The sequence below is a fragment of the Sphingomonas sp. Leaf242 genome (assembly GCF_001422045.1).
Classification (GTDB): domain Bacteria; phylum Pseudomonadota; class Alphaproteobacteria; order Sphingomonadales; family Sphingomonadaceae; genus Sphingomonas.
Window position 1 is genome coordinate 565,800 of the sequence record NZ_LMLW01000001.1, and the last position, 23,945, is coordinate 589,744.

A 23,945-nucleotide genomic window follows, 5' to 3' on the forward strand; every position below is an offset into this window, starting at 1 on the left:
GGATCTCCATGCGAGCGACGCACGGCAGCGCTTCGGACCAACACGAACTTTATCGTTGCGATGGGTTGCCTACACTCATAGCAAAGGCCAATCGTATGATGTTAGCGTTACCAGGCGGGGCAGGCGGATGAAGCGATTTCCCTATATCCGCTGGACGATCATCGCGGTGTTCGTCGGCGCGATGGTCATCAACTATCTGACCCGCAGCATTCTGGGGGTCGCAGCGCCAGCGATCATGACCGAGCAGCACATCTCGTCCGAACAATACTCCTGGATCACCGGCGCATTCCAGTTCGGCATCATGTTTCAGCCGGTGGCAGGCTATCTGCTCGATCTGATCGGGCTCAAGATCGGCTTCACGCTGTTCGTCTCGATCTGGTCGCTCATCACGCTGGGACATGGCTTCGCGAGCGGGTGGATGGGGTTTGCCGGCCTTCGCGGTGCGTTGGGGCTGGTCGAGGGATCCGCGCAACCGGCCGGCATGAAGCTTGTGGCGGAATGGTTTCCGGCCCGCGAACGAGGGATCGCCGGCGGTATCTATCAGATCGGCGCCTCGTTCGGTGCGGTCTTCGCGCCACCTCTGGTGGCATGGGCGGTGTTCAATCACAGCTGGCGCGCGGCGTTCTTCGTGGCCGGCGGGCTGGGGCTCGCATGGGTCGTCCTCTGGCTATTCTGGTATGCGCCACCCGGGCGGCACCGCGCGCTGTCGGATGGCGAACGCACGCTGATCGTCGAGGGGCAGGAAGCCGAACTGGTGAAGCGTCGGCGCCGACCGCCGCTCGGTGAACTGCTTCGGCGTCGCAACCTGTGGGCGATCGCCGCCGCGCGGTTCCTGGCGGACCCGGTCTGGGGCATGCTGTCGCTGTGGATGCCGCTCTACCTGGTGCAGGCGCGCCATTTCGATCTGGGGCAGATCGCGCTGTTCGCCTGGCTGCCTTTCCTCGCAGCGGATCTGGGATGCCTGTTCGGACCGGCCGTGGTCGCGTTCCTGCAACGCCGCGGCGTCCAGTTGATCGATGCGCGGCGCAGCGCCTTCACGCTCGGCGCGGTGATGATGACCGGCATGATGTTCGTGGGCAGCGTCACGAGTCCGATCGCCGCGATCGCGCTGTTGTGTCTGGGCGGATTTGCGCATCAGACGCTGTCGGTAACCGTCATCACCTTGTGTTCCGACCTGTTCCCACAGGACCAGGTGGCAACGGCGACCGGTATATCGGGAACCGCGGCCAATCTTGGTGTTCTGATCTTCACGCTGACGCTCGGCGCGCTCGTCGACCAGGTCGGGTATCAGCCTTTCTTCATATTGCTGGGGCTGCTCGATATCGTCGGCGCGGCGCTGCTCTGGACCATGGTGCGAAAGACCGCATGACTTCACATCGTATGACACCGGCCAACCCCATCCTGCGCGGGTTCAACCCCGATCCCTCGATCGTGCGCGTCGGAGACGATTATTACATCGCGACGTCCACGTTCGAATGGTTTCCGGGCGTACAGATCCATCACAGTCGCAACCTGACGGACTGGCAGTTGGTCGGTCGGCCGCTGTCGAGACCAACGCAACTCGACATGCGCGGCGATCCCGATTCCTGCGGCGTCTGGGCGCCCGACATCAGCTACAAGGATGGTCGCTTCCATCTGATCTACACCGATGTAAAGCGCTATGGCCGCACCACCGTCGACGGCGCGAAGGGCGCCTCGCTCCGGGACTTCCACAATTACTGGGTCTGGAGCGACCGGATCGACGGCGACTGGTCCGATCCCGTGCACTTGAACAGCAGCGGGTTCGATCCCGCGCTGTTCCATGACGACGACGGCCGTAGCTGGTTGCTCAACATGCTGTGGGATCATCGTCCCGATCGCCAGCGGTTCGCGGGTATCATCGTGCAGGAGATGGACTTCGCAGCGGGCCGCCTGATCGGCGATCGCCGCATGATCTTCGAAGGAACTGCGCTCGGTTTCACCGAAGGTCCGCATCTCTACAAGCGCGATGGTTGGTATCACCTGCTGGTCGCAGAAGGCGGCACGGGGCGCGGGCACGCCATCGTGATGGCACGCTCGCGTAACCTGTTCGGGCCCTATGCGGTACATCCCGACGGCCCCGTCCTGACGTCGCGCGACAACCCGGACGCGCCGTTGCAGCGGCTTGGTCACGGCGATCTCGTCGAGACGCCCGACGGCCAGACGTGGATGGCGTATCTTTGCGGCCGGCCGCTGCCCGACAGCGACCGGTGCGTGCTGGGTCGCGAGACTGCGATCCGGCCGATGCGCTGGGACGACGATGGCTGGCTGCGCAGTGCCGAGCCGCTCGCCGATACGGTCGTCGAAACTCCCGTTCGCGCACTGGACGTTTTCGATTTGCCGGTGCTGCCGCAGGCGTTTCAATGGCTTCGCACGCCGTATCCCGAGTATCTGTTCAGCCTGACCGAGCGACCCGGCCATCTGCGCCTGTTCGGTCGCGAGACGATCGGCAGTCACTTCCATCAGGCATTGGTCGCGCGCCGACCGCAGGCGTTCCGTTACGACGTCCGCACGCTGATGGACTTCGATCCCGAGCATTTCCAACAGGCAGCGGGGCTGATCTGCTATTACAACAGCAGCAAATACCTCTTTCTGCATGTAACCGCAGGAGACGCGGGCGAGCGTCAGCTTCAGGTCCTGTCCGTCCTGCCGATCGGCGAGGGGCAAAGTACGTTGACGTCGCCCGTGGCGCTTCCGCCCGGACCGATCGAACTCCGTGCGAGCGTCGATCACGAACGGCTGAACTTCGGCTTTCGGGTGACGCCTGTCGCCGATTGGCAGTGGCTGCCGGAGACATTCGATGCCAGCCTCCTGTCGGACGAGGCGACGCTGCCCGGTCTGCCGAACTTCACCGGAACTTTTGTCGGCATGGCCTGCCAGGATCTTGCCGGGACCGCACGCCCCGCCGATTTCCGGTTTTTCCAGTATGTCGAAGATGGGGCGGACTGACGGGAATTGGCCGTGTCCATGATCGTCTCGCAATATCTGGGCCTGTCCCACTCCGCGGAATTCTCACCGTAGTGCCATCGTAGCACCGTGAAGTAATGCGCCAGAGGACGCAGTTGCCGATTGGAGCCGACCGGGCGCAGATCTCGTCTCGGGCGGGCGGCTCCAGGATGACGTTTCAGCTTCGAACGTCTCCGCCGCCGAAGACGACCTGGTTGCGCACGGCAGGGGCGAACAAGCCGTAGAGAAACGGTAGGTTGCCACCGCTCACCGCATCGAGCGCAGCACGGTGCTCGGGTGGCAGGGTGAGGCCGAGTGCGGCGACATTGTCGGTTACCTGCTCCGCCCGGCTCACGCCCATCAGCGTCGATGCGACGCCGGGCTGCCCGACCACCCAGGACAGCGCGACGCGCGCGGGCGTCTCGTTCATCTCCGCTGCGACGCGCTTCAGTTCGTCGAGGATCTGCCAGTTGCGCTCGGTGAACAGCGTGTCGCCGAACGGATTGTCGCCATCGAGCCGCTTGTCGTCGACGGGCCGCGCCGTGTCGTGCTGCCCGGCCTGGTTGGGGACGCCGCCCGCGCGCTTCGGACCCGCCTCGACGGTCGCGCGGTCGTATTTCCCGGTGAGCAGACCATAGGCGAGGGGGCTCCACGGCACGAGCCCCATGCCCGCCGATCGCGCGAGCGGCAGATGCTCGGCTTCGACCCCGCGTTCGACGAGCGAATAGAAATATTGCAGGCCGATCGGCGCCGGATCGCCCTGTACCCGCGCCAGCGTCGCGAGTTCGGCGACGTACCATGCCGGGGTATTGGATATGCCCCAGTAGCGGATCTTGCCCGCTGCGACGAGCGCGGTCATCGTCCGCAGCAGTTCCTCGGGCGGCGTGATGCCGTCCCAGACATGCACCCAGTACAGGTCGATGAAGTCCGTCCGGAGGCGGCGGAGCGATCCTTCGACGGACGCCAGGATGTGGCGCGCGCCATTGCCGCCCGCGTGATAGCCGCGGCCGGTCGCAAACCCCGATTTCGTCGCGATCACCAGCCGATCGCGCGACGCTCGCGCGGCGACGAAGCGGCGTTTTGCACACCAGCAATATCAAGGCAGAACACCGCTACTCCTCGTTGATGCCACAGCATTCACATGGTTCGCGTTATTCGCGCTGATCTATGCAGCGGCACTTCTGGCTGGCTGGTTGCCGGATTTCTTAGAAGTGCTGGTCGGGCTGCTTCTATTAGGTGGTCCGTTGAGGGTAGGGTGGTAAATCGTCGTATCAGGATCGAAGCGGCCAAGGCTCCGGACGCGTTGTATAGGAAACGGCTGCTCACAAGTCGGTAAGCCACGGCGCCCGCTTACCAGCGCATTGTCCCGCCAGCTGCCCGTCCGCTTTCTTTCCCAGCTCGGCCATTCCGCTATCACCCAGATTACGTCGTTGGCGGCTATTTCTTTCGCGCACTAGAGCGAACACAGCCGACGTTGCCAAATCTAACGTCGAAGCAGGAGCATTCGTAAGGGTTCTTCACCGTTCATAAGAGCGTCTCGCCCAATGGGCTGGCGGCCGCTTCCGTGGTCGATGTCATGAATTGCAAAGCCGGCTTTGGTAATCTCATCGATAAATTGCCCGGCGTCGGCGTACACAGAAGGAGAAAACTCGACAACCATGGTACGAAGATGTTGGCCGTCAACCATCTGGCGCATGCCTTGCCAAATTGCCTCCTCAAAACCTTCCGCGTCGATTTTGACAAAATTTGCTTCCAGAGCACCAGGAATGCTGTCCAATCGACGTGTGCTGCATTCGATGCGCATCGAATTCGCGACGATTGCGCCGGTAAGTTGGGCTCCTCCCGGATGGTTTAATGGGATCATTAGCGTAACATCCCGACCGTCGCGCTCCGCGACAGGGAAAGTGTGCACCGTTACTCTATCCGTAACGCCGTTTAAAATGCATGTGGCCTCAATGCGCTGGGCCATTGCCGGGTTAGGTTCGATTGCGAGAACTCTTCCGGTAGCACCGCATCTATCAGCCATGATCATCGAGAAATAGCCAAGATTTGCGCCTACATCTATCGCGGTCATACCTTTTTTCAAAGTGTCTATAACAATTTCGGTGACGCGAGGCTCCCAAATACCATCCGCGATAATATGCGGTGATACACTCCAATCGTTCGGATCCACAAATATCTTGTACTGCCCAAGCATCCGGCAAAGTACCATCTCGTTGCCGAGAGATTGTGCAAAAGCACGATTATGAAGGTATCTTCTCCGCAAAGCTCGCTGCATCTGAGGAAAATGTCTCAAATACGAAACTTTTCGTCCGAAAATGGTCGGGCTGATTGGTCTTGGCATACCGGCTTATCAGATGACCAGCTCTGACATTCAAGCCATGCCGATTATTTTATGGCGCAAATTAAAGGTTTTGAATTTCCGAGCAGCAACCGGGCGATCACGGTATGAAGCCTATCGACGCGGCACACCCGCCTATAGCGCGAGAGCGCCAATTGCTGGCTGCCGAACAGGGCTTCACATTCGGTGCACTGTCCGGGCAGGCATCGGCTGATCTATTCCTGACCGGATCAAGCATTGAGCCGCGGATCGCAAGCGCAGGAGTCAAGTCTCCCTATCCTTAAAGCAAACGACACGGCGGAGAGGTTCTGGCGGTCTCTGGGCTACAGAGGGTTGGCGGGTCGGCCCTGACAAGTTCAAGTCGCGAAAAGACTATCGTATCGGTCTACCCCTGCGCTCAGGCGGCAGTCCAGCAGCTTCACCTGCCCGATACAACACGATTTTCATTCCCATTTCCCGATCCTTTTCGGGAAAGGTCCGAGCGTGGAGCGAAGTACGCTAACGCCATCTGCCTTCTCAACAGCGGAGGGTGCGCGTTTCTTCGGTCCCGGAGATTGGCGATCCCGGCCGCGGCGTATAACCCCTCCGCCAGAGCCGCCTCTGCCGCGCGGAAACGCGAGGTTTCTCGACGTCCTATGTCGCGATGTACCCCCTTGATACCCGAGACAGACTGAGAGATCTGGTCAACTAAATCAGAATTGAACCATATGGCAGTCCGTCGCCTACGCCAATTGACGACATAGCCGGTATCTCGCTCACTCGGTATTAACCGCTAGCACTCATGACGAGACTCATGTCGAACAGGCCGGATGCGAGTGTTGTGGAAGCAGGTCGGCTCAAATTCCGTGTCGAGTGGAAGAAAGGCTTTGAGCATCTTCGGCTCCCCGCACGGAAGGCGTGGGTCGGATCGGCATTCCTGAGTATCTGGCTGCTCCTTTGGGCCTGGGGTGGCAGCAAGGCGGTAATCAGCCACTATCAGGATGCGATGACGCCAGTTTGGCTTGTCGTATTGGTGCTAGTGTTGGCCGGAACAACGGTTTTACTTATGGGTCAAATCGTCGGCGTCGACATCATTCGGGTCCATCGAGGCGAGTTGACGATCACAAGACGTGCTGGCCCGTTTTTACGCACGTGGCGGTATAGCACCCACATGATCGACAATCTGCGCATAGACATGTCCCAGTGGGCCGGAGAGGACAATGACGGAGCCCAGTATGTTCCTTTCACGAAGCAACAATGGGTTCCGTTCGTTTCGACTACGGCGCTGAGACGATCCATCTGGCTCCTGATGTCGACGCACCTGAAGCACTACAAATTGCTGACTGGCTTCGGCGACGCTTGCCCGTTTCGGCATCCTGCTGATCAATATTGGTCAGGCTGCCACCTCGATCGAAGCGCTGTCGAACGTCCGCTTTCCTCCCATCTCGGCTATTCCGCTAACGCCCAATAGTCGACACCGGGCTTGGTCTAGCCGCTTGCTGATAGCGGTCGTTGAGCGGGTCATGAAAACGTGCCACCATCACGCGATGGCGATCGGACCGAAACCACGCATTTTGGACGAAGATGCCGCCTTCCGGGCGATGTGCACGTACGTCGAGGCTTATTGGGAACGGAGCCTTCGCTCGTCCGACGACACCGCGCAGCTTCTGTCTGTAATGCATGACGACCCAGCTACTGCTGACGACTGGGCCGAGGCCGTTGATAAGGTTGTCCGCTAGTGCCCAACTACGACCCTCAGGTTCAATTGCCGATACCCGGATACGGTCATTGCTTAGTTATACGCAAGCGTGGGGCGGAGGGGCATGGCCGAACCCTTAACTCTCATCGCGAACCGCGTTCGCTATTTCCACGAGAACGACGAGGCATTGTTCTTTGCATGGCTCGACCGAATGGAAGTTGTTTCGGGCTATGAGGGGCGCGGCGATGGACTGCATATCCGACTTGCCCGTCACCCGAATGACGACGACCTCCGCGAGCTGATCGCGTTCCACCAACGCTATGCCATCGACATGCGCCAGCTTGCGATGTTCAAAGCACCAGGGAATGCGGGTTGGTTCGCCGCGCCAGGAGTGTATTGGCACCGGTCGGTGTTTGGTTCGGCATGGGTTTGAACCGCCCAATTATTGCCGTTCGCAGCGCAGGTCGCGCTTCCCGAAGCCCAACGTTACGATTGGCTTGAGACACAGATGGGGGCCGCATGAAAGCGGCGTTTTGGCGTTTGCGCACCAGCACTATCAAAGCGGGGCGCCGCCGCTCCCAGTTGATGCCGCAGCATTCGCATGGTTCGCGTTCTTTGCGCTGATCTATGTGGCGGCTCTTTTGGCAGGCTGGCAGCCGGATTTGATAGAGATGCTCGTCGGGCTGTCTCCAGTAGGGGGGGCGCTGATAGTGGGGGTGCTACATCGCCGTATCAGGATCGAAGCGGCCAAGGCCCCGGACGCGCTGTATAGGAAGCCGCTGCTCACAAGTCGTTAATCCACGGCGTCCGCTTTCCAGCGTATCGTTCCGAAAGCCGCCCTTCCGCTTTCCTCTCATCACGACATTCATGCCGTAAAATCGAACTTGGATAACGATCAGCTCGATCTCGAAAGCGCGACCGAGGCTGAGTTGGTCGGCGTCTGCGCTCGCGCCAACAACGTGGTCAAGCGGTTCGGGCCGGGCTGGGCCCTATTATTCGAAGCTGATCGCCTCGAAGCGCTGGGATACCCCGTCGGCGAATTTCTCGCCCCCGCCTCCTGGCTCGTCGATCAAAAACGCCGCACTGCCTTCGAAGCAGAAGGCGCGCATACGAGAGCCGCTACTATTTCACGCTAACTTTCCTTCCGCCGGGCGACGCAATCGATGCCGCGGGCCGGTCGATTGTCGATCGGGGCGAGGGGGCGCAAGGGCATGATTGGCGCACCGCTCCAGCCGGCTTCATCGCCGAAACCGACCGCGTGCGCGATCTGTTTGCTGCCTTCATGCCGAGGTGCGCGGACTGTCGTCGGCCAAAATCCTGACGTTCCTCTACCCCAGCCAATAATCATCCGGTCGCAGTTCTCGATACGCCGATGTATCTCGAGACGTTGCTCGCCGACACGCTACTGATCGGCGGACTCGAGACCAAGCTCGCCAACTGCGATGGTGCGTCGTTACGCGCACATCTCGGTCAAGCATTTGCAGCCTTATGCAGACCAGCTGATTTTCGAGGGAAAATCAGGTCACACTGCGCCCGAGAGAGAAGACCCCGGCCGACGTCACAAAACTGGTCACAGCACGAGTCCATTCCGCCTCAAAATTCAAGCGGGACCGAGCTAAATGCCTGATGCATATAGAAGGAAATGGTGGACGCACTTGGGCTCGAACCAAGGACCCGCTGATTAAGAGTCAGCTGCTCTACCAACTGAGCTATGCGTCCATTCCGGGGCGGTTTTGAGTGGCGCCCTGGTGTGGCGCCCCGCTGCTGGAGGCGCGCTGTTAGCAGACTCTTCGGGGGCCGCAACCCCCTTTTCGTCGATCCGAGTCCGTTTTGGTCGATCAGGGCGTTTTTTCGCGAATTAACTCGACTTTCGCGTCACCAGCCGACCGTCTTGCGGTTCTGGCGGTCGATCGACATCAGGATGCCGAGGCACAGCAGCACGGTCATCTGCGCCGAGCTCCCGAAGCTCACCAGCGGCAGCGGGATGCCGACGACGGGGGCGAGGCCCATCACCATCATCAGGTTGATCGCGACGTAGAAGAAGATCGTCGTCGACAGACCCGCCGCGGTCAGCCGGCCGAAGCGGGTCTGCGCGCGCTGGCCGACCTCGATGCCCCAGCGGATCACCAGCAGGAACGCGAGGATCAGCAGGCAGCCGCCGACCAAGCCCCATTCCTCCGCCATCGTCGCGAAGACGAAGTCGGTATGCCCCTCGGGGAGGTAGTCCAGGTGGCTCTGCGTGCCCTGGAGGAAGCCCTTGCCCCAGATCCCGCCCGAGCCGATCGCGATCTTCGACTGGCTGATGTGATAGCCGGTGCCGAGCGGATCGCTCTCGGGATCGAGGAAGATCAGGATGCGGTTGCGCTGATAGTCGTGCAGCGCGAAGTTGATCGCGAGCGGGATCGCCACCGCGGCGGTGATCGCGCCGCCCGCGAAAAGCCGCAGCGGGATGCCTGCGAGGAACATTACCGTCGCGCCGCCCGCGCAGATCATTAGGGCAGTGCCGAGATCGGGCTGCTTCATGACGATCGCCGCAGGGACGCCGATCAGCAGCGCGGCGGGCCAGACCGCGCTGAACCGTCGTGTCTCGCCGGGCGGGAGCATGTCGTAGAACTTGGCGCAGGCGAGCACGATCGCGGGCTTCATGAACTCGGAGGGCTGGAGGCGGATGAAGCCGAGGTCGAGCCAGCGCTGCGACCCGCCCGAAACCTTGCCGAGGATCTCGACCGCGACCAGCGACACGACGATCAGCGCATAGGCCGGTAGCGAGCCCGCCTTCCACGTCCGCTCGGGGACATAGGAGAGGGCGATCGCACCGCCGAGCAGGACGAAGAAGCGGATGCCCTGCGACAGCGCCCAGGGCTTGAGCGAGCCGCCGGCCGCGGAATACAGCACGACCTGGCCGAAACAGCCGATCGCGACCACCAGCAGCAGGACGCGCCACGGCAGCTTGGCGAGCGGCTCGGGGACGATACGGTTCATCGGCATGGCGTGGATGTGATCATTGCTGGCGGTCCCGCGAATCGTCCTCTGCCACGGTGGCGCCCGGTGCCGTTAGCGCTTCCTGCGTCGCGTTGGCCATGTCGGTCGCATTCTCGACCGCAGGAGCGTCGCTGGGCACGATCGCGTCGGTCTTGGTGGCGATCGCCGCCGGGGGTGCCGATTGCGCCTTGCGGTAGGTTTCCGCGGTCGCCGCCATGCGCGTGCGGATGTCGCCGCCCCAGGTCGGTTCGACATCGGCGAGCGACTTCAGCGCACGCTCGCGGTCGAGCATGTAGGTCATGATGTCGCGGCCGATCATCGGCGTGTCGAGATTGCGCACGGTGTGGCCGTTATGTTCGAGCACGACCGCGAGCGCATAGCGCGGGTTATCGGCGGGGGCGAAGCCGATGAAGAGCGCGTGGTCGCGCATCTTGAACGGCAGCTGCCCGTTCTTGAGCACGCCCGAGCGCCGCTCCGCCATCGTGATGCGGCGGACCTGCGCGGTGCCGGTCTTGCCCGCGATCGCGACGCCGGGGATCAGCAGTTTCGCCGCGCCGCCGGTACCGCCCTGGTTGATCACGCCGAACATCGCGTCGCGGACGCGCGCGAGATGCTCGGAGTCGATCGCGAGGGCAGGGGAGTCGCGGTGGACATGGCTCGCGAGGATGCTCGGCTGCAACGCGCGCCCCGAAGCGAGCCGCGCCGCCATCACCGCAAGCTGCAACGGATTAGCGAGCACATAGCCCTGGCCGATCGACGCGTTGAGCGAATCCGCGACGGTCCAGTCGTGCTTATATTTCTTCAGCTTCCACGCCGGATCCGGCACCGTCCCGTAACGCTGCGTCGAGAAGGGCAGGTCGAACTTCTGGCCGAGGCCGAGCGTGCGCGCGATCGGCGCGATCGCGTTATAGCCGACCCGCCGCGCCATCTCGTAGAAATAGATGTCGCAGCTCTGCATGATCGCATTCTTGAGATCGAGCGGACCGTGGCCGCTTTTCTTGTGGCAATGGAACACGCTGGTCCCGAGCCGCATCGCTCCGGAACAGTTCACGCGGGTCATCGGATCGATGCCGGCGTTCATCAGCGCGAGGCCGTTCATCGGCTTGACGGTCGAGCCTGGCGGATACAGCCCCTGCGTGACCTTGTTCATCAGAGGCACGTGATCGTCGTCGCTCAGCATCTGCCATTCGAGATGGCTGATCCCGTCCGAAAAGCTGTTCGGATCATAGGCCGGCATCGACACCATCGCGAGCATCTCGCCGGTGCGGCAGTCGATCACCACGACCGATCCGGAATTGGTGCCGAGCCGACGCGCGGCATATTCCTGAAGCCCCGCGTCGATCGTCAGCCGCGCGGTCTTGCCAGGCACGTCGGGCTTGGTGGCGAGCTCGGCGACCAGCTTGCCGCGCGCGGTGACCTCGACGCGCTTGGCACCGGCCACGCCGCGGAGTTCGGCCTCCAGCATCTTCTCGAGCCCGTCCTTGCCGAGCTTGAAGCCGGGGGTGACGAGCAGCGGGTCGTGCGTCTTCTTATACTGCTCGGCGTTGGGCACGCCGACATAGCCGGTCAGGTGTGCGACCGCGGCGCCCGCGGGATAGCTGCGCGCGAACCCGCGGGTCGGCGCGACGCCCGGCAGTTCGGGGAGGCGCACGCTGACCGCCGCGAACCGCTCCCAATCGAGATTCTCCGCGACCTGGACCGGCTGGAACCCGGCGGCGTGTTCGAGATCGATCGCGATCCGCTCGACCTCCTCGGGCGGCAGCTGGAGGATGCGGCCGAGCAGCGGCAGCACGCGCCCCTTGTCGCGGAGGCGGTCGGGGATGATGTCGACGCGGAAATCGGTGCGGTTGTTGGCGATCGGCACGCCGTGGCGGTCGACGATCCAGCCGCGGCGGGGCGGCAGCAGCGTCATGTTGACGCGGTTGCTCTCCGACAACATCGTGTAGCGCTCGTTCTGCGCGATCGACAGCCACGCCATCCGGCCGGCGAGAAGCAGCCCGACGCCCCCTTGCGCCGCGCCCAGCATCCACGCGCGCCGCGAGAAGCTGTACGCCTGCGACATCTCGGTGACGATGCGCGTAGTCCTCATTCGGCACCGCGCTTGTTCTGGATCGTCGCGACGATCCGCGCGGCCAGCGGGAACATCAGGATCGTCACCGCGATCTGCGCAATGAGGATGGTGTCGACATGCGCGCCGACCGGCACCGCGATGAAGCGGCCGACCAGGATGCACGCCGCGATCAGCCCGCCGGCGATCAGCCAGTCCTGCCAATGGTCGCGGAAGGCGAGGCGTTGCTCGATCATGTCGATCGCGACGAACGCGAGCGACCACATCAGCACCGCGCTGCCGAGCGGCTGGCCGCTGACGAGGTCGTCGAAGAAGCCGAGCGGGGCTGCGGCCCAAGGCCGGAACGCGAACCGCGCGAGCAGGCGCCAGGCGAGGAGCATGACGAAGCCGAATGGCGGCAACAGCGGGATCGTGGCGACCACCGGGATGATCGTGATCAGCGACCCGGCCATGACCGTCGCCCAGGGGATCGCGCGCGCGCGGCCCGCCGGGAGCTTGGTCGCGAACGGCTTGTAGTCGACGCTGTCGACGACGCGCGGCGGCATCATTGCGGTGCTACCGGACGGGGTGGCGGCACCGGCATGAACATCCGCTCGACCAGCGCGAAGTCGAGCGTGTCGGGATCGGCGAACGTCCGTGCCATCACCGAGTCCGACCCCGCCTTCATCACGCGCGCGACGGGCACGCCGGGCGCGTAGATGCCGCCGGTGCCCGTCGTCACGAACAGGTCGCCCGCGTTGAACCGGACGTTGGTGGCGTTGACCGAGCGGATGTCGATCATCCCGTCGCCGCGCCCCGCCGCGATCGCGGGCATGCCGTCACGGGTGCGGCGGACGGGGACGATGCTGTCGCCGTCGCTGAGCAGCAGGACGCGCGCCGCATTCGGCCCGGTCTCGACCACGCGGCCGATCAGCCCATCGGGCCCGCGCACCGGCATGCCCGGCAGCACGCCGCTCCAGCGGCCGGCGTTGAGCAGCGCAAAGCGTCGCCCGCTCGATGCGCTCGAACTCACCAGCCGTGCGGTCACGACGGGATCGGGCGAACGATCTCGGATCGCCAGCAACGAGCGCAGGCGACGGTTGTCGTACGCGATCGTCCGCGCGCGCATCAGCAGCGCCCGCGTCCGCTCGCGATCGGCGCGCAGTGCGACGTTCTCCTGCTTCACGAAGAAGTAGTTGGCGACCGCATCGGGGATACCCGAAACCGACGAGCCGACCGTCGCGAGCCCGGTCGAGACCGGCGTCGTCACCCCCGCGACGCCCATCCGCAGCGCCGAAAACGCGGGCGGATTGAAGGTCGACGCGACGAGCAGCACCAGGCCCACCACCGCACCGGCGACGGCGAGCACATAGCCCATGAACACACCATATTGCCGACGCCGGGAAAACCCCGTGCGCCGGTCGCGGGCTGGCGCCATGCGCCTGTCCCCCTGTCTCGGGCGCCGCCGAAGTGCCGGGGGACCTACCCCTGCGACTCGGACGACGCGATTTCGTGTCCGCGTGTCTTAAAGCAAAAACAGATCGTTAACCGCTCATCAGCACGCCGCGGAACAACGGATCCTCGAGCGCGCGACCGGTACCGAGCGCGACGCAGGTCAGCGGATCCTCGGCGACCGTCACAGGCAGGCCGGTCTCGTCGCGCAGCACTTCGTCCAGACCCTGGAGCAGCGCGCCGCCACCGGTGAGCACGATGCCCTGATCGACGATATCCGCGGCCAGTTCCGGCGCAGTATTCTCGAGCGCGACGCGGACGCCCTCGACGATCGTCGCGACCGGCTCGCTGAGTGCTTCGGCGATCTGGCCCTGGTTGATCTGGATCTCCTTGGGCACGCCGTTGACGAGATCGCGGCCCTTGATCTGGATGATCATGCCGATGCCGTCGACCGGCGGCTTGGCGATGCCGACCTCCTTCTTGATTCGCTCCGCGGTCGCTTCGCCGATCAGCAAATTATGGTTGCGGCGGACGTACGAGACAATCGCCTCATCCATCTTGTCGCCGCCGACGCGCACCGAGGTCGTGTAGGCAAGACCGCGCAGCGAGAGCACCGCGACTTCGGTCGTGCCGCCGCCGATATCGACGACCATCGAGCCGATTGGCTCGGTCACCGGCATGTCCGCGCCGATCGCCGCCGCCATCGGCTCCTCGATCAGCCAGACCTGCGACGCGCCCGCGTTCGAGGCGGCATCGCGGATCGCGCGGCGCTCGACCTTGGTCGAACCCGACGGCACGCAGATCACGATCTCGGGCCAGCGCGCGAACTTGCGCGGGCCGTGGACCTTCTGGATGAAATACTTGATCATCTGCTCGGCGACGTCGATGTCCGCGATCACGCCGTCACGCAAAGGCCGGATCGCCTCGATGTTACCCGGCGTCTTGCCCATCATCATCTTGGCGTCGTCGCCGACCGCCTTGACGCGCTTGATCCCGTTGATCGTCTCGACCGCGACCACCGACGGCTCGTTCAAAACGATGCCGCGGCCACGGACGTAGACGACGGTGTTCGCGGTGCCGAGGTCGATCGCCATGTCGTGCGACATGAACTTGAAGAAACGCGAGTAGAAGGCCATTCAATCAGGGTCCCGTATCCAGTCCGCCGGACGGGCGAACCGCCAGCAAAAACATGCGCACACACATCATCTCGCGGAGCCCGCCGGTGGTTTCGAGCACCGGGTGCCTATACTATTTAAGTGGCGTTTGCGGGTCGCGGGATGCCGTCGCTTGGTCTAGACGCAAACCCATGTCAATACGGCGTCTCCCCGAGCATCTGGTCAATCGCATCGCCGCCGGTGAAGTGGTGGAAAGACCCGCCAGCGCGTTGAAGGAGTTAGTCGAAAACGCCATCGACGCCGGGGCAGGGCGCATCGCGATTCTCCTCGTGGAAGGCGGCACGTCCCGGATCGAAGTCGCCGACGACGGCTGCGGGATGACCCCCGCCGACATGGCCTTGGCACTCGAACGGCACGCGACCTCGAAGCTGCCCGACGAGTTCATCGAATCGGTCGTGACGCTCGGTTTTCGCGGCGAGGCGCTGCCCTCGATTGCGAGCGTCGCGCGGCTGACGATCGAAAGCCGGATCCGTGGCGCCGAAGGTTGGGCGCGGACCGTCGACAACGGCCGCGTCGAGCGCGAAGGCCCGGCCGCGCTTCCGCCCGGCACGCGCGTCGTGGTCGAGGACCTGTTCGCGCGCGTTCCCGCACGGCGGAAATTCCTCCGCTCTCCGCGCGCGGAATACGCCGCCTGTCTCGACGTCGTTCGCCGGCTCGCGATGGCGCGGCCCGACATCGGCTTCACGCTGGAGCATGATGGGCGGCGCGCGCTGTCGGCGATGCAGGTCGAGGATCGGCCGGGCAGGGTGGCGACGCTCACCGATCGCGCGCTCGCCGACAATTCGGTGGCGATCGATCTGGAGCGCGAAGGGCTCGTGCTCGGCGGCGTCGCCAGCCTGCCGACCTACAATCGCGGCATCGCCGACCACCAGTATCTGTTCGTCAACGGCCGCCCGGTAAAGGACCGCCTGCTGATGGGCGCGATCCGCGGCGCCTATGCCGAGATGCTCCCGCGTGATCGCCACGCGGTGGTGGCGCTGTTCCTCGACATCCCGACCGACCAGGTCGACGTCAACGTCCACCCCGCCAAGACCGAAGTCCGCTTCCGCGACCCCGCGATGGTCAGAGGCCTCATAGTCTCGGGCTTGCGCCGCGCCCTCGACGCCGCCGGCCACCGCAGCCAACGCGCCAGCGAGTCCGCCTTGTCGATGTGGCAACCGGAAAACATCTCCTCTCCCCCTGGGGGAGAGGAAGGGGCCCGTCCGCAAAACGGATGGGAAGGTGAGGGCACGCCCCACAGGCTCCCGCTGGAAAACCGAAGCTACAGCACCGTCAACGAAGCCCGCCCGACCTTCTTCGCCGCGCCCCCGCAGGCGCGCGCAGAACCCGCCTGGACCCCTCCACCCCAAACCTCCGCCTTCCCCATGGGCGTAGCAAGAGGCCAGGTCGCGAAGACCTACATCGTGGCCGAAGCCGAAGACGGCCTCGTCCTGGTCGACCAGCACGCCGCCCACGAACGCCTCGTCCTCGAACGCATGCGGGCGGCCCTGATCGGCGGCACCATCGCGAGCCAGGCTCTCCTGATCCCCGAAGTCGTCGAACTCGACGAATCCGCCTGCGACCGACTTGAATCCCGCGCCGAAGAACTCTCGGAGTTCGGCCTAGACCTAGAACGCTTCGGCCCTCACGCGATGCTAGTCCGAGCCACCCCCGCGCTCCTCGGCCAAAGCGACCCCAAAGGGTTGGTCACCGACCTCGCCGACGAACTCGCCGCCTTCGACGAAGCCCTCTCCCTAAAGGAACGCCTCGACGCCGTAGCCGGCACGATGGCCTGCCACGGCTCCGTCCGTGCCGGCCGAATCCTGTCGGTCACAGAAATGAACGCGCTGCTCCGCGAAATGGAAGTCACCCCCCATTCCGGCCAATGCAACCACGGCCGCCCGACCTGGGTGAAGCTCGCGCATGGCGACATCGAGAAGCTGTTCGGGCGGAAGTAACGAGAATTTACGCGGCCTTGCGGGGGCGTCCGCCTTTCGCGCCATTCGCTCGCGCCGCCGCAGCCTTGGCGGGCGACGTCGTCTGTCCCGCATGACGCGCCAACTCACGCGTCATCCAGTCGCGCGTACCGAAAAGGCCTGATACCAGCGCCGGTACGTAGAGGTCGGCATCGAGCGCAGGCCAATGGAGATTGAACCCAAGGCCATCAACTTCGACGTGGGCAAGCTGATCGTCGGTCGCACCGCTCAGATCCTGAACGAGCCGGGCTGGGAACGCATAGGCGCAACCATTGGTCAGATCGATCGTCACGCGTCCGGTCGTGCGATCATAACGGGCTTCTGCCGCCCGCACCGCGGTCGTCATCAAGTACTGCCCGCGTGCTTCCGCCGCGTCGAATTGGGCTTCAAGCTGGGGATCAGTCTTTTGAGCCATGTATCATCTCCCATTCCGCGAGAAAGTGCGCCTGATGCTCTATCGCCTCCGCCATCAGGCGGCGGATGTCGGCGCGCTTGATGCCGATGCTCTGGATCATCTCCGGTCTGCCATCCGCGCCGAGCAGATTGATCTTCGCCTGTCCTGCGCCGGTGATGTGAACATGCGCGGGTTCATGATCCAGGGTGTAGATCACGAACCAAAAGCCAAGGGCGCGGTGAACTACAACCATCACTTCAAATAACCCATCGGATGGGTTTTCGCAATGGGGCGGCGGCTAGAAGTGCTTGGCCGGACGTAGGTGGGGAATGGTGCGCACGGAATAGCCATAAGATTAAGTGTGGCGTTGGCATTGTCGCGGCATTCCGGGCACAAGGTCGCAAATGGACTCCCTCTCCCTATTCGGCCTAGCCGCAGTCTCCTTCACCCTGCTATGCTACGCCAAGGAAGCCGGTTCGCACTGGTGGACGCTCGGTTTCGCGTTCGGGTGCGTGCTCGGCTCGATCTACGGCTTCCTTCAGGGCGCGTGGCCGTTCGGGGTGGTCGAGTTGATCTGGACGGTCGTGTCGTTCCGCCGCTGGCTCAATATGCGCCACGCTGCACCGTCCGCCGTGGAACCGCTCGCTTGACACTGCGTTAGCGCGCGCCTATTCGAACTCTCCCCGACACGACGGTTCCGGCGGCGCTTGTTTGCGTTCGTCGCTATCGTGCGTTTCGGTTCATCGCTAAGAGATGAGGTTCGTGCAGCCATGCCGGACCTCGTGGAGCAGGAGAACCAAGTTCATGGCACGTATCGCGGGTGTTAATATCCCGACCAACAAGCGCGTGGTGATCGCGCTGACCTATATTCACGGCATCGGTTCGACCAAGGCCAAGGAAATCGTCGCGAAGCTCGGCATCGCCGACACCGCACGCGTCCAGGACCTGACCGACCAGGAAGTCCTGCACATCCGCGAGACGATCGACGCCGATCACACCGTTGAGGGCGATCTGCGCCGCCAGACCTCGATGAACATCAAGCGCCTGATGGATCTCGCCTGCTATCGCGGCCTGCGTCATCGCAAGGGCCTGCCGGTCCGCGGCCAGCGCACGCATACCAATGCGCGCACCCGCAAGGGCAAGGCCAAGCCGATCGCCGGCAAGAAGAAGTAATCCACTTTTTCAATGGATTACTCCGCCGGCGCTGGTCCCAACGGGCCGCCCGGCGTCACGCAGATACAGGTCAGGAAATACACCATGGCACGCGAACCTCAGCGCATTAAGCGGCGCGAGCGCAAGAACATCACCTCTGGCGTCGCTCACGTGAACGCCAGCTTCAACAACACCATGATCACGATCACCGATGCCCAGGGCAACGCGATCTCGTGGTCGTCGGCCGGCGCAATGGGCTTCAAGGGCTCGCGCAAGTCGACTCCGTACGCGGCCCAGGTCGCAGCGGAAGACGCCGGCAAGAAGGCCGCCGAGCACGGCGTCCGCACGATCGAAGTCGAGGTCAAGGGCCCCGGCTCGGGTCGCGAATCGGCACTGCGCGCGCTTCAGGCAGTCGGTTTCCAGATTACGTCGATCCGAGACGTGACCTCGATCCCGCACAACGGCGTTCGTCCTTCGAAGCGTCGTCGCGTCTGATTTCTCCGACGTTGTCCGCGCGCGGTCGTCCCTGATCAGGTCGAACGTGCGTCGCGGATGCATTTTAATGGCTGGCGGAAGTCCTTTCCGTCGGCCCCCAAATTAGGGGAAGCATGTGTCTGTCAACGCAAAGAACTGGCAGGAACTCAAGAAGCCCAGCGGCCTGGAGAAAAAGGCCGGTGGCGACACCAAGCGTAAGGCGACCTTCATCGCCGAGCCGCTCGAGCGTGGCTTCGGCCTGACGCTCGGCAACGCGCTGCGTCGCGTGTTGCTCTCGTCGCTGCAGGGCGCGGCCGTCACCTCGATCAAGATCGAGAACGTGCTGCATGAGTTCTCGTCTCTGGCCGGCGTCCGCGAGGACGTGACCGACATCGTCCTCAACGTGAAGCAGATCGCGATCCGCATGCAGGGCGAGGGGCCCAAGCGCCTCCAGCTCTCGGCAACGGGTCCGGGTGAAGTCAAGGCCGGCGACATCGCCGTCTCGGGCGACATCGAGATCATGAACAAGGATCTCGTGATCTGCCACCTCGATGAGGGTGCGACGCTCAACATGGAGCTGACCGCCGACATCGGTAAGGGTTACGTGCCCGCGACCGCAAACCGCCCGGCCGATGCGCCGATCGGTCTGATCCCGGTCGATGCGCTGTACTCGCCGGTACGTCAGGTTTCGTACAAGGTCGACCCGACCCGCGTCGGTCAGGACCTGGATTACGACAAGCTGACGCTGACGATCGAAACCGACGGCACGATCACCCCGGAAGACGCAGTCGGCTATGCCGGTCGCATCCTCCAGGACCAACTCGCGCTGTTCGTCCACTTCGACGATTCGTCGGTGACGCGTTCGTCGGCCCCGATCGGCCAGGCAGCCCCCGCTGCCGGTGGTGCGGAGCCCGCAGGCGACACGCAGCAGATCAACCGTTACCTTCTCAAGAAGGTCGACGAGTTGGAACTTTCGGTGCGCTCGGCGAACTGCCTCAAGAACGACAACATCATCTACATCGGTGATCTGGTCGGCAAGACCGAGGCCGAGATGCTGCGTACGCCGAACTTCGGTCGTAAGTCCTTGAATGAAATCAAGGAAGTTCTGTCGTCGATGGGTCTTCGCCTGGGCATGGAAATCCCCGGCTGGCCACCTGAGAACATCGAAGAGATGGCCAAGAAGCTCGAGCAGGAGATAATGGGCTGATTTCGCACCGGGGCAAGCAAGCTTGCCCCGGAAACGAAACAGCCCGGCCGGCGGGTCGGTTTCGACCGACCCGTTCGACGACACGGCTTTGCCGGGTCGCCACCCGGTTGGAGACGAAGGGAAAGGCTAAGGAAGCGTCCTAGGCGTAACCTTATCCTAACCTTTGAACGAAAGGCGATCGGTCGCGGCCTCAACGGCGACCAGCTCCCGGGTACCTCACACGGCCCCTGAACGAACGAAAAGGTATTAAACATGCGCCATCGCGTAGGCGGCCGTAAGCTTCAGCGGACCTCGGCCCACCGTCTTGCCCTGTTCCGCAACATGAGCGCCGCGCTCATCAAGCACGAGCAGATCACCACCACCGTCGCCAAGGCGAAGGAACTGCGTCCCTACGTCGAGAAGCTGATCACGCTCGCGAAGAAGGGTGGCCTGTCCAACCGTCGTCTCGCGCACGGCAAGCTGCTCGACGATGCGCAGCTTATCAAGTTGTTCGACACGCTCGCGACCCGTTATGCGGATCGCAACGGCGGCTACACCCGCGTCATCAAGGCCGGTATCCGCATGTCGGACGCCTCGCCAATGGCCGTCATCGAGTTCGTCGACCGCGACGTCTCGGCGAAGGGCCAGGATTCGGGTCCGGTGATGTCGGACGAGGATTACAACGAAGCGGCATAATCTCCGCCTAGTAGTATTCGAATTGCAGGCCGCGTTTCCCATCCGGGAGGCGCGGCCTCTTTCGTTACGGGTCCCATCGGGCTATGCGCCCGACATGGAGCACCCAGACAGCATTCTCATCGTCGATTTCGGCAGCCAGGTAACCCAGCTGATCGCCCGCCGCGTGCGCGAGGCTGGCGTCTATAGCGAGATCGCCCCCTTCCAGTCCGCCGAGGCCGCGTTCGACCGGATGCAGCCCAAGGGCATCATCCTCTCGGGCGGCCCCGCCTCGGTCACAACCGAGAACTCACCGCGCGTGCCGCAGCGCTTCTTCGAGGCGGGCATCCCGATCCTCGGCATCTGCTACGGCCAGCAGGTCATGTCCGCACAGCTCGGCGGCAACGTGATCGTGTCGGGCGATGGCGGCGAGTTCGGCAGCGCGTTCATCGAGGTCAAGTCGAACTGCGCGCTGTTCGACGGCCTCTGGGCCGAGGGCGAACGTCATCAGGTCTGGATGAGCCACGGCGACAAGGTCGACGCGATCCCGCCCGGCTTCACCCCCGTCGCCACCTCGACCGGCGCGCCCTACGCGATCGTCGCCGACGAGGCGCGGCGCTTCTACGGCGTGCAGTTCCACCCCGAGGTCGTCCACACCCCCGATGGCGGCAAGCTGATAGCAAACTTCGCGCGCCATGTATGCGGGCTGAGCGGCGACTGGACGATGGCCGAGTTCCGCGAGACCAAGATCGCCGAGATCCGCGCACAGGTCGGCAAGGGCCGCGTCATATGCGGCCTGTCGGGCGGCGTCGACTCGGCGGTCGCAGCGGTGTTGATCCACGAGGCGATCGGCGAGCAGCTCACCTGCGTCTATGTCGACCACGGCCTGATGCGCGCAGGCGAGAGCGAGCAGGTCGTCAGCCTGTTCCGCGGCGCTTACAACATCCCGCTGATCCACGTGAACGTCGAGGAGCTGTTCCTCAGCGGCCTCGCCGGGATCACCGACCCCGAGCTGAAGCGCAAGTTCATCGGCAAGACCTTCATCGACGTGTTCGACACCGAGGCGAAGAAGCTCGGCGGCGCGGAGTTCCTCGCGCAGGGCACGCTGTACCCGGACGTGATCGAGAGCGTCAGCTTCACCGGCGGTCCGTCGGTGACGATCAAGAGCCACCACAATGTCGGCGGCCTGCCCGAGCGGATGAACATGAAGCTTGTCGAGCCGTTGCGCGAGCTGTTCAAGGACGAGGTCCGCGTGCTCGGGCGCGAGCTTGGCCTCCCCGAGATCTTCGTTGGCCGCCACCCGTTCCCCGGACCCGGCCTCGCGATCCGGATCCCCGGCGAAGTCACCAAGGAACGCTGCGACATCCTGCGGAAAGCCGACGCGATCTATCTCGAGGAGATCCGCGCGGCGGGGCTCTACGACACGATCTGGCAGGCGTTTGCGGTGCTGCTCCCGGTCCGCAGCGTTGGCGTGATGGGCGACGGCCGCACCTACGACAACGTGCTGGCGTTGCGCGCGGTGACCTCGACCGACGGCATGACCGCGCAGGCGTTCCAGTTCCCCGGCGACTTCCTGCCCCGCGTCGCGACCCGGATCATCAACGAGGTCAAGGGCATCAACCGGGTGACCTACGACTACACCTCGAAGCCTCCCGGCACGATCGAGTGGGAATAAGGAGGGGCGCCGTAACCCCGCGCAGGTTCATGATGCCGCGGTTGCGCGTCCGGAAGATTAGCGCCCCATTGTTCTGAACCGGGATCGATCGTTTTTTTTTGGTTCTCGAACCTCTTGAAACGCGATTTCGTACGAAATATTTTTGCCGCTGCCGGGCGCCGAACGGGTCCGGCGGGACATTGAGGGCGTCGGCTCTCCTCCGACGCTTCTCATGCCCAAATTGCTTCATCAGGAGGATTTGGAAATGAGAAACACGTTTGACTTTGCACCCTATCGGCGGTCGACCGTTGGCTTCGACCGACTGTTCAACCTGCTCGAAACCGGGCTTCGCGAGGATGAAGGGTATCCGCCCTTCGACATCATCCGCGACGGCGAGGACCGGTACCGGATCACGCTCGCGGTCGCCGGGTTCCGTCCCGACGAGATCGAGATCGTCGCGCAGCAGAACCAGCTCGTCGTCACCGGTCGCAAGGCCGACGAGAAGGACGGGGCCCAGTATCTGCATCGGGGCATCGCTACGCGGTCGTTCGAGCGGCGGTTCCAGCTCGCCGACTTCATCGAGGTCGGGACCGCCCGGTTCCAGGACGGGCTGCTCAGTCTCGACCTCCAGCGCGTGGTACCCGAGGCAATGAAGCCGCGCCGGATCGAGATCGATGCGGTGCGGTCCGCCGAGCAGGTGGAAGCGCACCCTGAGAAAACGCTCGAAGCGGCGTAATTGCTCTGGCATTGCCGGCCCGGGTCGCCGGGTCGGCAATGCCTTTTCAAGTACCGGCAACAGGTCCGTTGCCGTCTTCTCGTGCCGGTTGCGATGGCCAATCGGACGGATCCGCTCTATCCAGTTCGGCGATAGACAGATTGGGTACGGACGAGAGATGCGAAGGTGCCGCCGTTTTTCGATATCGCATTGGCGTGGCACTGGCATCGCGAGCGGACTCGAATGAAATTCGACCGGTTCCGATCACTTGCCGCAGTGCTTCCGGTCATCATTGCTGCGCCGCTATTGCTCGGCGCGGCGGATCCCCCGGCCTGGACGCGGCCGCAGGCGCCGTTTCCGATCGCCGGGCCGATCACCTATGTCGGCAGCGAAGGGATCGCCGCCTACCTGATCAAAACGAATGCGGGTGCGATCCTGATCGACGGCACGCTCGCCGAAAATGCCGGCATGATCGCGCACAACATCGCCGCGACCGGCGTCCGTCTCCGCGATGTAAAGCTGATCCTCGTCACGCACGCGCATTTCGATCACGCCGCCGGTGTAGCCGCGCTCAAGCGTGCGACCGGTGCTCGCGTGGTCGCTGGCGCCCGGGACGTCCGCGCGCTCGAAACCGGTATCCCACCGGGCGAGACCAGTTACGGGGTGATTCGCTTTCCAAAGGTGCACGTCGATCGCGGCGTGCGTGACGGCGACAAGGTCACGCTCGGGAACGTAACGCTCACGGCACGCGCGACGCCGGGGCACACGCCCGGGTGCACGACCTGGACGATGCGTATCCCCGCCACGCCGCGCGCGCTCGACGTCGTGTTCCCGTGCAGCGTCAGCGTTGCGGGCAACCGCCTGATCGGCAACCGCGCCTATCCGGGTATCGTCGGCGATTACCGCCGCAGCATCGCGATGCTCGGCACGCTGCACGCCGATATCGTCCTGCCGTCGCATCCCGAACTCGCCGACGTGATCGCCCGCGGCAAGCGCCGTAAGGCGGGCGATGCGGCCGCGTTCGTCGATCCGACCTTACTGCCGAAGATCGTCGCGAAGGCGCGGACCGCGTTCGACGCTGATCTCGCCAAGCAGGCACGCTGA

General features: G+C 63.8%; 22 protein-coding genes, 1 tRNA gene and 1 pseudogene. 14 read left to right on the forward strand and 10 right to left on the reverse strand.

Features of this window, described 5'->3' with window-relative positions; genetic code table 11:
• Positions 1 to 127: 127 nt before the first annotated feature.
• A complete protein-coding gene (locus ASF09_RS02545) occupies positions 128 to 1,369 on the forward strand; it encodes an MFS transporter (RefSeq protein WP_060524319.1) in 1,242 nt (413 codons plus the stop codon).
• The gene (locus ASF09_RS02550) at positions 1,366 to 2,967 is read left to right on the forward strand and encodes a glycoside hydrolase family 43 protein (protein WP_082444007.1); all 1,602 of its coding nucleotides are present in this window, start codon (positions 1,366 to 1,368) and stop codon (positions 2,965 to 2,967) included. The genes ASF09_RS02545 and ASF09_RS02550 overlap by 4 nt, the downstream gene beginning before the upstream one ends.
• 175 nt (positions 2,968 to 3,142) lie before the next feature.
• On the opposite strand, the pseudogene ASF09_RS02555 reads toward ASF09_RS02550, so the two are convergent.
• Together ASF09_RS02555 and ASF09_RS02560 are read right to left on the reverse strand one after the other, a co-directional pair.
• Positions 3,143 to 4,027 (reverse strand): annotated as a pseudogene (locus ASF09_RS02555) (aldo/keto reductase); the annotation flags it as partial.
• A 420-nt stretch (positions 4,028 to 4,447) separates the two neighbouring features.
• On the reverse strand, positions 4,448 to 5,308 hold the full coding sequence (locus ASF09_RS02560; RefSeq protein WP_082444009.1) for an FkbM family methyltransferase: 861 nt from the start codon (positions 5,306 to 5,308) through the stop codon (positions 4,448 to 4,450).
• Between the two features lie 778 nt (positions 5,309 to 6,086).
• On the opposite strand from ASF09_RS02560, the gene ASF09_RS02565 reads away from it, so the two are divergent.
• The 3 genes from ASF09_RS02565 (at position 6,087) to ASF09_RS20005 (ending at position 8,119) form a co-directional block, all read left to right on the forward strand.
• Positions 6,087 to 6,755: a hypothetical protein gene (locus ASF09_RS02565; protein ID WP_060524325.1), complete on the forward strand. Its 669-nt coding sequence runs from the start codon at positions 6,087 to 6,089 to the stop codon at positions 6,753 to 6,755.
• Between the two features lie 352 nt (positions 6,756 to 7,107).
• Positions 7,108 to 7,416 carry a hypothetical protein gene (locus tag ASF09_RS02575; RefSeq protein ID WP_060524327.1) on the forward strand — a complete coding sequence of 103 codons (309 nt, stop codon included), beginning with the start codon at positions 7,108 to 7,110 and terminating at the stop codon, positions 7,414 to 7,416.
• Between the two features lie 451 nt (positions 7,417 to 7,867).
• A complete protein-coding gene (locus ASF09_RS20005; RefSeq protein ID WP_156359145.1) occupies positions 7,868 to 8,119 on the forward strand; it encodes a hypothetical protein in 252 nt (83 codons plus the stop codon).
• 507 nt (positions 8,120 to 8,626) lie between these two features.
• Here the strand turns inward: ASF09_RS20005 and ASF09_RS02585 are convergent.
• The 6 genes from ASF09_RS02585 to ASF09_RS02610 all read right to left on the reverse strand — a co-directional run bounded on the left by ASF09_RS02585 (position 8,627) and on the right by ASF09_RS02610 (position 14,600).
• Positions 8,627 to 8,702: transfer RNA gene (locus tag ASF09_RS02585), tRNA-Lys, on the reverse strand.
• Positions 8,703 to 8,858: 156 nt separating this feature from the next.
• A complete protein-coding gene (gene rodA, locus ASF09_RS02590) occupies positions 8,859 to 9,965 on the reverse strand; it encodes a rod shape-determining protein RodA (RefSeq protein ID WP_093397059.1) in 1,107 nt (368 codons plus the stop codon).
• A 19-nt stretch (positions 9,966 to 9,984) separates the two neighbouring features.
• A complete protein-coding gene (gene mrdA, locus ASF09_RS02595; protein ID WP_060524329.1) occupies positions 9,985 to 12,054 on the reverse strand; it encodes a penicillin-binding protein 2 in 2,070 nt (689 codons plus the stop codon).
• The gene (gene mreD / locus ASF09_RS02600; protein ID WP_310886151.1) at positions 12,051 to 12,581 is read right to left on the reverse strand and encodes a rod shape-determining protein MreD; all 531 of its coding nucleotides are present in this window, start codon (positions 12,579 to 12,581) and stop codon (positions 12,051 to 12,053) included. Before mreD ends, mrdA begins: the two co-directional genes overlap by 4 nt.
• Positions 12,578 to 13,450 (reverse strand): rod shape-determining protein MreC, encoded by an 873-nt coding sequence (gene mreC / locus ASF09_RS02605; protein ID WP_060524331.1) that lies wholly within the window; start codon positions 13,448 to 13,450, stop codon positions 12,578 to 12,580. The genes mreD and mreC overlap by 4 nt, the downstream gene beginning before the upstream one ends.
• Before the next feature lie 106 nt (positions 13,451 to 13,556).
• Entirely contained in the window at positions 13,557 to 14,600 is a 1,044-nt protein-coding gene (locus tag ASF09_RS02610; RefSeq protein ID WP_055878614.1) for a rod shape-determining protein, read from the reverse strand.
• 170 nt (positions 14,601 to 14,770) lie between these two features.
• On the opposite strand from ASF09_RS02610, the gene mutL reads away from it, so the two are divergent.
• Positions 14,771 to 16,576, forward strand: coding sequence for a DNA mismatch repair endonuclease MutL (gene mutL, locus ASF09_RS02615; RefSeq protein WP_060524333.1), 1,806 nt, complete (start codon positions 14,771 to 14,773; stop codon positions 16,574 to 16,576).
• Positions 16,577 to 16,583: 7 nt separating this feature from the next.
• Here the strand turns inward: mutL and ASF09_RS02620 are convergent, their stop codons facing one another.
• Together ASF09_RS02620 and ASF09_RS19540 are read right to left on the reverse strand one after the other, a co-directional pair.
• Entirely contained in the window at positions 16,584 to 17,009 is a 426-nt protein-coding gene (locus ASF09_RS02620) for a DUF2442 domain-containing protein (protein WP_060524335.1), read from the reverse strand.
• Complete coding sequence (locus ASF09_RS19540) at positions 16,993 to 17,205, reverse strand: DUF4160 domain-containing protein (RefSeq protein WP_235529528.1); 213 nt, start codon at positions 17,203 to 17,205, stop codon at positions 16,993 to 16,995. Before ASF09_RS19540 ends, ASF09_RS02620 begins: the two co-directional genes overlap by 17 nt.
• A 187-nt stretch (positions 17,206 to 17,392) precedes the next feature.
• On the opposite strand from ASF09_RS19540, the gene ASF09_RS02630 reads away from it, so the two are divergent.
• From ASF09_RS02630 to bla, 8 genes are all read left to right on the forward strand, one after another.
• Positions 17,393 to 17,638, forward strand: a complete 246-nt coding sequence (locus tag ASF09_RS02630; protein WP_060524340.1) for a hypothetical protein — start codon at positions 17,393 to 17,395, stop codon at positions 17,636 to 17,638.
• Positions 17,639 to 17,792: 154 nt separating this feature from the next.
• Positions 17,793 to 18,161: a 30S ribosomal protein S13 gene (gene rpsM, locus ASF09_RS02635; protein WP_056015521.1), complete on the forward strand. Its 369-nt coding sequence runs from the start codon at positions 17,793 to 17,795 to the stop codon at positions 18,159 to 18,161.
• Positions 18,162 to 18,245: 84 nt separating this feature from the next.
• Entirely contained in the window at positions 18,246 to 18,635 is a 390-nt protein-coding gene (gene rpsK, locus ASF09_RS02640; RefSeq protein ID WP_031395237.1) for a 30S ribosomal protein S11, read from the forward strand.
• A gap of 115 nt (positions 18,636 to 18,750) precedes the next feature.
• On the forward strand, positions 18,751 to 19,821 hold the full coding sequence (locus ASF09_RS02645; RefSeq protein WP_031395236.1) for a DNA-directed RNA polymerase subunit alpha: 1,071 nt from the start codon (positions 18,751 to 18,753) through the stop codon (positions 19,819 to 19,821).
• Between the two features lie 252 nt (positions 19,822 to 20,073).
• Positions 20,074 to 20,496, forward strand: a complete 423-nt coding sequence (gene rplQ / locus ASF09_RS02650) for a 50S ribosomal protein L17 (protein ID WP_056047937.1) — start codon at positions 20,074 to 20,076, stop codon at positions 20,494 to 20,496.
• A gap of 94 nt (positions 20,497 to 20,590) precedes the next feature.
• Positions 20,591 to 22,147 carry a glutamine-hydrolyzing GMP synthase gene (guaA, locus tag ASF09_RS02655; RefSeq protein WP_056482672.1) on the forward strand — a complete coding sequence of 519 codons (1,557 nt, stop codon included), beginning with the start codon at positions 20,591 to 20,593 and terminating at the stop codon, positions 22,145 to 22,147.
• Positions 22,148 to 22,391: 244 nt separating this feature from the next.
• On the forward strand, positions 22,392 to 22,862 hold the full coding sequence (locus ASF09_RS02660; RefSeq protein WP_060524342.1) for an Hsp20 family protein: 471 nt from the start codon (positions 22,392 to 22,394) through the stop codon (positions 22,860 to 22,862).
• A gap of 222 nt (positions 22,863 to 23,084) precedes the next feature.
• Complete coding sequence (bla, locus tag ASF09_RS02665; RefSeq protein WP_060524344.1) at positions 23,085 to 23,945, forward strand: subclass B3 metallo-beta-lactamase; 861 nt, start codon at positions 23,085 to 23,087, stop codon at positions 23,943 to 23,945.